Origin of the sequence: Vibrio albus, assembly GCF_003144035.1 — a bacterium.
Lineage (GTDB): Bacteria > Pseudomonadota > Gammaproteobacteria > Enterobacterales > Vibrionaceae > Vibrio > Vibrio albus.
In genome coordinates this window covers 177779-189653 of sequence record NZ_QFWT01000004.1, presented here as the reverse complement: position 1 = coordinate 189653, position 11875 = coordinate 177779, and the positions used below count along the sequence as shown (strand labels likewise).

The 11875-nt window shown below is 46.5% G+C and carries 12 protein-coding genes; 6 read left to right on the top strand and 6 right to left on the bottom strand.

Annotated features, from left to right (window positions below; genetic code table 11):
- Positions 1 to 155: 155 nt before the first annotated feature.
- From DI392_RS09170 to argR, 4 genes are all read right to left on the bottom strand, one after another.
- A complete protein-coding gene (locus DI392_RS09170; RefSeq protein ID WP_109319613.1) occupies positions 156 to 593 on the bottom strand; it encodes a universal stress protein in 438 nt (145 codons plus the stop codon).
- 125 nt (positions 594 to 718) lie between these two features.
- Positions 719 to 3298, bottom strand: a complete 2580-nt coding sequence (locus DI392_RS09165) for a TRAP transporter permease (RefSeq protein ID WP_109319612.1) — start codon at positions 3296 to 3298, stop codon at positions 719 to 721.
- A gap of 240 nt (positions 3299 to 3538) precedes the next feature.
- Positions 3539 to 4507: a TAXI family TRAP transporter solute-binding subunit gene (locus tag DI392_RS09160; protein ID WP_109319611.1), complete on the bottom strand. Its 969-nt coding sequence runs from the start codon at positions 4505 to 4507 to the stop codon at positions 3539 to 3541.
- 319 nt (positions 4508 to 4826) lie between these two features.
- Positions 4827 to 5297, bottom strand: coding sequence for a transcriptional regulator ArgR (gene argR, locus DI392_RS09155; RefSeq protein ID WP_109319767.1), 471 nt, complete (start codon positions 5295 to 5297; stop codon positions 4827 to 4829).
- A gap of 346 nt (positions 5298 to 5643) precedes the next feature.
- Here argR and mdh point away from each other — a divergent pair, with 346 nt between their 5' ends.
- Positions 5644 to 6576, top strand: a complete 933-nt coding sequence (gene mdh / locus DI392_RS09150) for a malate dehydrogenase (protein WP_109319610.1) — start codon at positions 5644 to 5646, stop codon at positions 6574 to 6576.
- Between the two features lie 65 nt (positions 6577 to 6641).
- Here mdh and ispB read toward each other — a convergent pair whose 3' ends face one another.
- Entirely contained in the window at positions 6642 to 7613 is a 972-nt protein-coding gene (gene ispB, locus DI392_RS09145) for an octaprenyl diphosphate synthase (RefSeq protein WP_109319609.1), read from the bottom strand.
- A gap of 291 nt (positions 7614 to 7904) precedes the next feature.
- Between ispB and rplU the strand changes: the two genes are divergently transcribed.
- From rplU to DI392_RS09120, 5 genes are all read left to right on the top strand, one after another.
- Positions 7905 to 8216: a 50S ribosomal protein L21 gene (gene rplU / locus DI392_RS09140; RefSeq protein WP_109319608.1), complete on the top strand. Its 312-nt coding sequence runs from the start codon at positions 7905 to 7907 to the stop codon at positions 8214 to 8216.
- A gap of 23 nt (positions 8217 to 8239) precedes the next feature.
- Positions 8240 to 8497 (top strand): 50S ribosomal protein L27, encoded by a 258-nt coding sequence (gene rpmA, locus DI392_RS09135; protein WP_109319607.1) that lies wholly within the window; start codon positions 8240 to 8242, stop codon positions 8495 to 8497.
- A gap of 297 nt (positions 8498 to 8794) precedes the next feature.
- Positions 8795 to 9973 carry an Obg family GTPase CgtA gene (cgtA, locus tag DI392_RS09130; RefSeq protein ID WP_109319606.1) on the top strand — a complete coding sequence of 393 codons (1179 nt, stop codon included), beginning with the start codon at positions 8795 to 8797 and terminating at the stop codon, positions 9971 to 9973.
- Positions 9974 to 10741 carry a threonine/serine exporter family protein gene (locus DI392_RS09125; protein ID WP_109319605.1) on the top strand — a complete coding sequence of 256 codons (768 nt, stop codon included), beginning with the start codon at positions 9974 to 9976 and terminating at the stop codon, positions 10739 to 10741.
- On the top strand, positions 10741 to 11205 hold the full coding sequence (locus DI392_RS09120; protein WP_109319604.1) for a threonine/serine exporter family protein: 465 nt from the start codon (positions 10741 to 10743) through the stop codon (positions 11203 to 11205). The genes DI392_RS09125 and DI392_RS09120 overlap by 1 nt, the downstream gene beginning before the upstream one ends.
- A gap of 80 nt (positions 11206 to 11285) precedes the next feature.
- On the opposite strand, the gene folA is transcribed toward DI392_RS09120, so the two are convergent.
- On the bottom strand, positions 11286 to 11822 hold the full coding sequence (gene folA, locus DI392_RS09115) for a type 3 dihydrofolate reductase (protein WP_109319603.1): 537 nt from the start codon (positions 11820 to 11822) through the stop codon (positions 11286 to 11288).
- Positions 11823 to 11875: the final 53 nt, after the last annotated feature.

Here is an 11875-nt window from a genome sequence, read left to right as displayed (position 1 = left end):
GTATAAAGAACAAGAATACAGAACGGTCGCATGCTCCCTGACAGATTACAGAGGTGGAATTTGTTACCCTCTGTATTCTAGAAGCGTAGCGCTCTGAATTCTAAGAAACAAAAACCCGCTGGCGTATCAAGTACAACGGGCTTTATCGTCTAGTCTTAGCCCTGCGGCTTCACCACCAGTACATTTACCGGCGATTTTTGTACCACTTTGTTGGCGACTGAGCCGAGAAGAACCTTATCAACCTTTGAGCGTTTGTGGCTTGGCATAACAATCAAATCGGCACCAAGCTGAGAAGCATACTTAAGAATCATGCTGGAAGGCTTACCTTCCGCTACGTGTGTTTTGTAGACCACGTCATCTGGAATATGCGCCTCTGCGAACTTATCTAACTGGTGTTTTACATCTTCTTTCATTTGATGCGCGGCATCTTTTGGAAAGTAAGTGGCGACCATCGACATATGGATCCCCGGAAGTACTTTCAACAGATGTATTTCAGCGTTGGCGTGTCTGGCGTGCCAGACAGCTTGTTCTACGGCTTTATCTGAAAAGCCTTTTTCGTTTAAGTCTACTGGAACCAGGATCTGCTTATACATACTTTTCTATTCTCCACTGTGCACGTCGGGGAAGAGAGCGGCCCCTTATTGTGCGTGAACCTGAAATCCCTTTCTGGTTAATACTCTCTCTGTCGAGATCAGATAAAGACAGAGAGAGCGGTCTGTTATGCGCCGATGCCTTCCTGACGAGCGCGACGTTTCTGATTAAAGCCTAGTCCAATTAGCAGTAACAGGGCAGGGACAAATACCCATTCTTTCATCGGTCTGTCCGCATCAACGATGATCGATTGGATCTCCCAGTCAAAGTCGATACCCGATGTTTCTGCCGGGCTGCCAAATTCAACCATATCGACGATCATCTTGTTATCAACCTGATTCAACATCAACCCCATAGAGTCTATGCGATCCTGGCCTGTTTTGGCTCGCTCATCGAAAGGCAGACGTACGGTTTTTTCTACAAAGTCACCTTCCAAGGTTTCACCTGATACCCGAAGCTTTAGTGACTCTCCGGTGTGGAGTCGCTCAGCCATCTGAGTAATTTCAGTGCCTGGATGAAGTTCTTGTGCCGGATAAATCATGTCCCACCAGAAACCAGGGCGGAAGAATGAGAATGTCAGCAGAAGCAACAGAACGGTTTCCCACCATTTGTTGCGGGTAAACCACCATCCCTGTGTTGCAGCTGAAAATATCAGCATCGCCAGAACCGCGGAAATCACTGTGAGAGCCAAATGCCACCAGGTATCAATACCGATCATTAGCAATTGGGTATTGAAGATAAACATAAACGGCAGAATTGCGGTACGTATATCGTAGGTAAAGCCCTGAATACCGGTACGAATCGGATCGGATTTCGCGATAGCGGCAGCAGCAAACGCCGCCAGACCCACCGGAGGGGTATCATCGGCCAGAATTCCGAAGTAGAACACAAACAGGTGGACAGCAATCAGCGGAATGATCAGCCCGTGAGCGGCTCCCAGTGTCACGATAACCGGAGCCATCAGAGTGGATACTACAATATAGTTTGCTGTAGTCGGCAGACCCATCCCCAGCACCAGACTGATCACTGCGGTGAACAGCAGCATCAGAATAACGCTACCACCTGAGATGAATTCAACGAAGTCGGTCATAACCAGACCGATACCGGTCAGTGTCACGACACCAACAACGGTACCAGCCGCCGCAGTCGCGACACCAATACCAATCATGTTCCGTGCGCCGGAAACCAGACTTTCTGCCAGATCAACGAAGCCTTTTTTGACCTCTTCACTGATAGTGCCTTGTTTCGACATGAGTGCCAGCAGAGGGCGCTGAGTGATCAGGATAAAGATCATAAACACGGTTGCCCAGAAAGCGGACAGGCCCGGAGAAAAACGCTCGACAGTCAGACACCATACCAATACCACTATCGGCAGCAGAAAGTGCAGACCGGATTTGATCGTCGGACCCGATTCCGGTACCTCTGTCAGCTCTTCATCAATCGCCATACCCGCGTGTTCCTGATATTTCGCTGAGATACTTACCAGACCGATATACACCAGCAGCAGAAGAACAGTAACGATTGGTGTTGCGGCAGCGCCAAATACATCTTTTGTCCAGCCCACACCGTAGTAGACAATGGCGCTGATGACACACAACCCAACGATAGTACCGGTAAAGGAAAGCAGGCTGTTGACCAGTGATGGTTTTACCCGACGGGGCAGACCTGTCATGCCCGCTTTACAGGCTTCTAAGTGAACGATGTACAGCAGTGCTACGTAAGAGATCAGTGCAGGAAGCAGAGCTGCTTTAATCACTTCAACATATGAAATACCTACGTATTCCACCATCAGAAATGCGGCAGCACCCATGATTGGCGGAGTCAGCTGACCGTTGGTCGATGCGGCAACTTCAACCGCACCCGCTTTTGTGCCAGGGAAGCCAACCCGTTTCATTAGCGGAATCGTAAAAGTACCGGTCGTCACTACGTTCGCAATAGATGAGCCAGAGACCAGACCAGACAAGCCTGATGCAACCACAGCGGCTTTTGCAGGGCCTCCGCGCATATGACCGAGCAGAGAGAAGGCGACTTTAATAAAGTAAGCCCCGGCTCCGGCTCGTTCCAGCATGGCACCGAACAATACAAACAGGAATACAAAAGAGGTGGATACCCCAAGAGCCACACCAAATACCCCTTCTGTCGTCAACCACAGGTGAGACATGGCCTTATTCAGGCTCGCTCCTTTGTGGGCAATAACATCCGGCATATAAGGGCCGGCAAAGGTATAAGTCAGGAACACGGCGGCGACAATCATGAGTGGTGGACCCAGAGCCCGTCGTGTGGCTTCCAGAAGCAGTAACATGCCCATAGAGGCTGTCACGATATCAAATGTGGTCGGTGCACCGGCCCGCCCCGCCAGATCCGCGTAAAAAATGTAGATATAGGCGGCTGAGAAGCTCCCCGCGAGTGCCAGTATCCAGTCGATAACCGGAACGTGATCCCGTGGTGAATGGGTTAACGCAGGGTAGGCGGTAAAGGCCAGGAAAATGGCAAATGCCAGGTGAATGGATCTGGCTTCTGTGTCATTAAGTACGGCAAAATCAAAAATGAACGGAAGTGGTGATGCGTACCAAAGTTGGAATAATGACCAGCAAAGAGGCACAAACCATAAAATGCGCCCTGGGATGCCTGAAGGGTTGCGGGCTCCTGTATCGGCCTGCGCCACCATGTCCTGCACATCTTGAGACGGTGTATTTGTCTGCGTCATGTACTGTTATCCTTATTATTGATGGTCGTGTTAAACAAAAAACCTGGAGAAACCACAAGCAAAATCAGGTATGAGCCTGCTTTGTCTGGTCGCTTATTTTCCAGGTGAGTCACAGCAAACGTATATCAAATTGTTAAACAACAAAAATAGCCCGCTTATTATTTTTATTTAATTTCAGAAACTACTAAGGAGGCTTTCGCCTCCTTAGTTATGAAGATTAAGCGAGTCATTATGCTTATCTTACTTAAGAAGACCTACTTCACGGTAGTATTTCTCTGCTCCCGGATGAAGAGGGATAGACAGACCAGCTTTCACCATGTCTTCTTTCTTCAGGTTAGCGAAGGCTGGATGCAGGCGTTTGAAGGTATCAAAGTTTTCAAACACAGCTTTTGCTACATTATAGGCAACGTCATCGGAAACATCGGTTGTGGTTACCATGGTAGCGGCAACGCCGAAGCTATTTACGTCATAATCGGTACCGCGATACATGCCCGCTGGAACGGTGCTGTAAGCGTAGTAAGGGTTCGCCGCTACGATCTTATCGATTTCCGGCCCGGTTGCTGAAACCAGTTTAGCATCACAAGATGTGGTTGCTTCTTTAATGGAACCGTTTGGATGGCCGACCATATAAATGAAGGCATCAATCTTGTTATCACACAGAGCTTGTGAGCGTTCAGAACCTTTCAGTTCAGATGCCAGTTTAAAGCTGTCGTTCGTCCAGCCAAAGGCATCCATGACTACGCCCATGGTTGCACGGTCACCAGAACCCGGGTTACCGATATTCACGCGTTTGCCTTTCAGATCGGCTACGTTTTCGATACCCGAATCGGTACGAGCGATGATGTTAAATGGTTCAGTATGCAGAGAGAACATTGCGCGCAGTTTTTTATACGGGCCCTGTTCTGCGAATTTACTTGTACCGTTATAGCCGTGGAATTGCCAGTCAGACTGAACAATACCGAAATCCAGCTCGCCAGCACGGATGGTATTGACGTTGTAGATAGAACCACCTGTAGATTCAACTGAACAACGAATGTTATGTTCTTTACGGCCTTTATTCACTAGTTTACAGATTGCACCGCCTGTAGGGTAATAAACACCTGTAACTGAGCCAGTACCGATAGTAATGAAATCTTGAGCCTGAACAGAACCCGCTCCCATTACAGCTGCGGCAATAGCACCTATCTGGACAAGTTTTTTAAATGCCATGAATTTCCCTTCCTTTTATTAATTGTTGTTCGGTATCAGTATAGTACGAACCGAAATTTCCTAAGTTAGAAACGGCATCTTTTCCGGTTCTGCGACCTGGAAAAGTGGCTGAATAATACCAAAAAAATGGTACATAATTATATAAAAGTCCTTTTTTGCAGGGTAAAAGGCTATCGAAATAAAGAGAAAATAGGATGGCGTAAGGATAAAATGGTTTTAAAATCAGCCAGTTATCAGGCTGGCTGATTTTTGCATTAATTTTTAATAAAGTGTGATATATATCACAGAATTATTACTCTATTCTTTTCTGCAATCTTAGTTACTGGGCGTATTCAAACAGAGTACAGACTGATTTAAAGAGCTCTTCCGTAGAGACGTGTAACGTTGGCGTGATAAAGATGGTATCGTCACCCGCGACAACCCCCAGAATCCCTTCCGATTTACCCAGAGAATCCAGTAACCTTGCTATTAATTGTGCGGCACCCGGGCCGGTGTGGATAACGACGACCGCATTATTATGATCAATATCCAGAACCAGCTCTCGCAGTGGGCTGGATACCGTTGGAACGCCCAGCTCAGCCGGCAGACAGTAGACCATTTCCATCTTTGCATTACGCGTGCGTACGGCACCAAATTTAGTCAACATGCGGGAAACTTTCGACTGGTTGATATTTTCAAAGCCTTCCAGCTTTAACGCGTCAACAATTTCACCTTGTGAGCCGAACCGCTCTTCTTTTAGCAGGGCTTTAAATGCACGGACTAGGCTGTCCTGTTTTTCTGAATTACGCATGATCTTCATATTCGTATAGAAACATATAGAGCAGGCATTTTCTCATATATGACATAACTGCGCCAAGTCATCCCCTGAAAAATGTAAGAGGTATCACTTGGTTCGAGCCGAAAACCTCATATTGGGGAAACATATATGAGGCTGTTTTTTAAGGCTAACATTATGAAAATTAGACGAATAATTGAGTTTTTAACTTGTGCGTTGCGCTAAGTCTCAAAGCTGACGTTAAATAATTGTAATCAAACAAGGCATCAACTAACGTGGAGACATGTTGTTTATAAAATATCCAAAAATAATCGTGAAATTTATATAAAAGCTTAAACTTACTCTTAAAAGGAGAACTACTATGAAAGTAGCTGTAATTGGTGCCGCCGGAGGCATAGGACAGGCTTTAGCCTTACTATTGAAACTCCGCTTACCGGGTCATGCAGAGCTGGCTCTGTATGATATCGCTCCTGTTACTCCTGGTGTTGCCGTGGATCTGAGCCATATACCGACAACGGTATCAATTACAGGTTATACGGGGGATGATCCCAGCCCGGCACTGGAAGGCGCAGACGTAGTTCTCATTCCGGCCGGCGTCGCCCGCAAACCGGGGATGTCTCGGGCCGATCTGTTTAATGTTAATGCATCAATTGCAAAATCAGTGATCGAAAAGGTGACTGAGGTATGCCCGAATGCTTTGGTGGCGATTATTACCAATCCGGTTAATACCCTGGTACCTATTGCTGCGGAAATCATGAAAAAAGCCGGTGTTTATGACAAGCGTAAACTATTTGGTGTTACCGCGCTGGACGTGTTGCGTGCAGAAGACTTTGTTGCAGAATTGAAAGAGGTCGATGCTGACAAAGTGTATGTTCCGGTTGTTTGTGGCCATTCTGCTACCACAATTTTACCGCTGTTGTCTCAGGTGGAAGGGCTGTCTTTTACTGAAGAGGAAATTCTTTCTCTGACTCAGCGTGTCCAGAATGCGGGTACAGAGGTAGTTGAAGCTAAAGCGGGTGGGGGCTCGGCGACACTTTCCATGGCAGAAGCCGGTTGTGAATTTGCTTTATCTCTGGTTAACGGCCTGATGGGAAAAGAAGATGTGCTGTGTGCCTATGTGGAAGGAAATACTCAATATGCTCGCTTTTTCTCCCAGCCAGTCAGGTTAGGTAAAAATGGTATTGAGGAATTTATGGATCTTGGTCCGCTTAGCGATTATGAATCCGCTGAACTGGACAAGATGGCAGATATTCTACAAGCAGATATCCAGAAAGGGGTCGATTTTATTGAGTAGCCGTTTCTGAAAGTGGAGACAGAGATAAAAAGCAGATGAATGATGCTCATCTGCTTTTTTTATCGTTATTTATTCCGCTTTACGGCAAGGTGTGCCAGTGCAATCAGCGCCTCTTTATATTCCGAATCCGGAATAATAGTCAGTTCAGCAATGGCTTTATCTGCTTCTTCAAGTGCTTTTTGTGTGGTGTATTCCAGCGCACCAGTGTTCTTCAAAATAGTCAGTATCTGATCCAACTTATCCATACCATTGGCTTTCTCTATGGCTTCACGGATTATTGCCGATTCTTCTTCATTACCGTTCTGCATAGCATAAAGAAGGGGAAGGGTAGGTTTTCCCTCTGCCAGATCATCTCCGACATTTTTTCCCATCTCTTTGCCGTCAGCGGTGTAATCGAGCACATCGTCGATCAATTGAAATGCGGTACCCAGGTATTTACCATAGTTCTGCATTGCCGTTTCGATCTTTTCAGGTGACTCTGTCAGCAGTGCTCCCATTTGTGTCGCAGCTTCAAACAGGCGAGCCGTTTTCGAGTAGATAACCTGCATGTAGATCGCTTCAGTGGTATCAGGATCGTTACAGTTGATCAACTGCTGTACTTCACCTTCAGCAATGACATTCACTGCGTCACTCATGACCTCAAGGATCTTTAACGATCCAAGGCTGGTCATCATCTGAAACGAGCGGGTGTAGATAAAATCGCCGACAAGTACGCTGGCCGCATTGCCAAACATTGCATTCGCAGTCGCTTTACCTCTTCGCATGTCAGATTCATCTACTACGTCATCATGCAGCAGAGTGGCGGTATGCAGAAACTCGATAAACGCAGCGGCGGTAGTGTGCTTTTCTCCCTGATAACCTAAAGCTCGGGCAGATAATACCGCCAGAAGAGGGCGCAGACGCTTTCCGCCTCCGCTTATAATATAAAAACCTAACTGATTGATTAAGCTAACATCCGAATCCAGTTGAGCGAGGATCGTTTCATTCACTTTTGTCATATCATCAGCGGTAAGAGCCTGGATGGCTTTAAAATCCATGATAAATCCAGTCAAGGTTAGGCCTGGTAAAGGCTATAAGTTTGTAATTATTGATAGAGCGCAAAGATAATTACGCCCTCATATTAGACTAAAAATTATTGCCAAATGCACCACCAAAAGGCATGATCCAACCACTTTTCTTTGGCGATTAGGTTTTCGCCAATTTTTTAAAAATATGGCTTGTCATAGGACACTCATTCGAGTAGAATCTGCGCCCTATTGATGATTAGTTTAGCGCACACCCGAATTGCATGACATTGCTAAGGCTGTGCGGAAAAAGCGGAGTAAAAAATGTACGCTGTTTTCCAATCTGGTGGTAAACAACACCGTGTAAGCGAAGGTCAAACTCTTCGTTTAGAAAAATTAGACGTTGAAACTGGTTCAACTGTTGAATTCGACAAAGTTCTTCTTGTAGCTAATGGTGAAGAAATCACTGTTGGTGCTCCTCTGGTAGAGGGTGGCAAGGTAACTGCTGAGGTGGTTAAGCACGGTCGTGGCGATAAAGTTAAAATCGTTAAGTTCCGTCGTCGTAAGCACTCTCGTAAGCAACAGGGTCACCGTCAGTGGTTCACAGAAGTGAAAATCACTGGCATCAACGCTTAATAGTTAGTTAGGAGAGTTTAACAATGGCACACAAAAAAGCTGGCGGTTCTACTCGTAACGGTCGTGATTCAGAAAGTAAACGCCTAGGTGTTAAGCGTTTCGGTGGTGAATCAGTTCTGGCGGGTAACATCATCGTTCGTCAACGTGGTACTAAGTTCCACGCTGGTAGCAACGTTGGTATCGGTAAAGACCATACTCTTTTCGCTCTATCTGACGGTAAAGTGAAATTCGAAGTTAAAGGTCCTAAGAACCGTAAATTTGTAAGCATCGAAGCTGAGTAATTTTAGTTTCTCGCTGAATTCAAAAGCCCTGCCGATTCGGCAGGGTTTTTTATTTATGGGTAAAAAAGAGGCTAGAAACTAGAACGCTTCGCTTCTAGAAGCTATACATTCATATACGCCTCAGTATTTCTGTGCTGACAGGAAATTGGGGTAGAATATCGATTATGTTAAGTCGATCTCTGCCTTGGTAGGGATGGCAAGATAGTTTTAGCCTCTAGTCTCTAGTCTCTAGTCTCTAGTCTCTAGCTGGCTGGTGAGAGTAGTAGATGAACATTCGCACTAAACGCGGAGTAAAAAATGAAGTTTGTTGATGAAGCGGTAGTGAAAGTAGACGCTGGTGATGGCGGTAATGGCGTTGTTAGCTTCTGGCGTGAAAAATTCGTTGCTAAAGGTGGTCCGGACGGTGGTGACGGTGGTGATGGTGGTGATGTCTATATTGAAGCCGACGAGAACCTGAACACCTTGATTGATTACCGCTTTCAGCGCTTTTATGCAGCTGAACGTGGTGAAAATGGCCGTGGGGGTAACTGTACCGGTAAGCGTGGTAAAGATAAAATCCTGAAAGTGCCGGTTGGTACACGTGCCGTCGACATTCACACCAATGAAATTGTGGGTGAAGTGGCTGAACATGGTAAGCGGATCATGGTTGCCAAAGGTGGCTGGCATGGCTTGGGGAATACCCGTTTCAAATCATCCGTTAACCGTGCACCACGCCAGAAGACATTAGGTACGAAAGGTGAAGTACGCGAACTGCGTCTTGAGCTACTGCTGCTTGCTGACGTTGGGATGCTTGGCCTACCAAATGCTGGTAAATCTACCTTCATTCGTTCAGTGTCTGCGGCGAAACCTAAAGTCGCTGATTACCCGTTTACGACTCTGATCCCAAGCCTTGGGGTAGTCAGTGTGGTACCGGAAAAGAGCTTTGTTGTGGCGGATATTCCTGGTTTGATCGAAGGTGCGGCTGATGGTGCTGGTCTGGGCATTCGCTTCCTTAAACACCTGGAACGCTGTCGGGTGCTTCTGCATATGATCGATATTTTACCGATTGATCAAAGTGATCCAGTGCAAAATGCTTTAACTATTATCGATGAGCTGGAGCAGTACAGTGAGAAACTGGCAGAAAAACCACGCTGGTTAGTCTTTAATAAGACCGATCTTCTGCCGGAAGATGAGGCGGATGAAAAAATCCAGGAAATCCTGGATGCGCTGGGCTGGGAAGATCGTTATTTTAAGATCTCTGCGATTAACAAGCAGGGAACCAAAGAGCTTTGTTATCAGTTGGCCGATTTCATGGAATCACTGCCAAGAGAACAGATCGAACAGTCTGAAGAGGATAGAGTCGACTTTATGTGGGATGATTACCATAAAGATGCGATGTCCGGTAAAGATGTTGTGACGGAAGACGACTGGGACGATTGGGATGATGATGATGACGACGATGATGACGATGGACACGTTATTTATGTGAGGGAGTAAGTGGAAAGCAAGCAAAGGATGATATCCCGTCTGATTGCTCAGGCGGGTCAGATGTTGCTGGCGCATGGCGCGGAAAGTGCTCTGGTTGGCGGCATTATGCATAGAATTGGTTTGGCGGCTGGCATGGATGAAGTCGAAGTGTCTCTCTCTTCGAATTCACTGGTGGTGACGACGCTGGCTGACGGGCACTGTATTACTACCGCCCGACGGTGCGCGGATCGTGGGATCAATATGTGGGTTGTCACAGAAGTACAACGTACCTGCATCATGATGGAAAAAGGGATCTTTAATTATAAGATGGCGCAGGATCGCCTGAATCAGATCTCTCCTAAACGTTATAACCGCTGGCTGGTTGTTTTTATGATCGGCCTCTCTTGCGCCTCTTTCAGCCATCTTCAGGGAGGGGACTGGACGATTTTTGCTGTAACCTTTATCGCTTCAGCTTGTGGGATGATTGTCCGGCAGGAGGTTGGTCACCGGCATTTTAATCCAATGCTGAACTTTGCGGTGACGGCATTTGTGACGACATTAATTTCCTCTCAGGCCATGATTTATGGCTGGGGAAACCAGCCCTTTATTCCGATGGCATCAGCAGTATTGATGCTGGTCCCCGGTTTCCCTCTGATTAACTCCGTCGCCGATATACTTAAAGGCTATATCAATACGGGGATCGCTCGTTTTGTTATGGCCAGCATGCTGACTTTGGCAACCTGCCTTGGTATTGTCGGGGCGATGACGGTTATGAATGTCTGGGGGTGGGTAAGCTAATGGAACTGTTATTCGCACTGTTAAATGATATGTTTTTTGCGGCCATTCCTGCCGTTGGGTTCGCGCTGGTGTTCAATGTTCCACACAGGGCATTAATCTATTGTGCTGTCGGGGGCGCGTTAGGACACGGTAGCCGTTTTCTGTTTATGAAGTTCGGTATTCCTATCGAATGGGCTACCTTCTTTGCTGCTACCACTGTTGGTACGATTGGTATTCACTGGTCGCATAAGTTCCTGGCGCATCCTAAGGTGTTTACTGTTGCTGCTTTGATCCCTATGGTGCCCGGTGTGTTTGCTTATAAGTCAATGATTGCGCTGGTAGAGATTAATCATATTGGGTATTCACCTGAACTGGTGTCTACTATGGCCGAGAACTTTCTGAAAGCGATGTTTATTATCGCGGGATTGGCTCTTGGGTTGGCATTCCCCGCCATGATTTTCTATCGACGTAAGCCAGTGATTTAAGACTTCAGAAGACAGAGCGCTTCGCTTTGAGAATACAGAAAAGGGCACCTCTGGGTGCCCTTTAAAATACAGAATAGCTGTTACTGGTTTCGTTCAAGGATCACAAAGTGCATATCGTAAGGGTTTTTTTCGTCAGCCTGATAATCTTCCGTATGAGAGCATTGCCACCCTTCTGAGCCCCATGACGGGAACTTAGTATCACCGTCAATATCTGCCTCAATAAAGGTTAGATATAAACGATCGGCTTTTGGTAAGCAGTATTCGTAAATAGAGCCACCACCGATAATCATCAGTTCTTCACATTCACCTGCGGCAGAAATCGCTTCGTCCACAGAAGTGACAGTGGTTACCCCTTCAATGGCGAGATCTTTATCTCTGCTAATCACTATATTCAGACGGCCAGGCAGCGGGCGACCAATCGATTCATAGGTTTTTCGTCCCATGACCACAGGTTTGCCCATAGTCTGCTTTTTAAACCAGATAAAGTCAGCAGGTAAGTGCCACGGCATCTGATTGTCGTTACCAATAATCCGTTTACTTGCTTCTGATGGATAAAATTTCTGATCTTTATCGATCTTCCCACCATGAGCCATTGCGGCAATCATACTGATTTTCATTACTGCAACCTTATTTGTTAATGATGCTTTATGCGTCATCCCTGCGAAGGCAG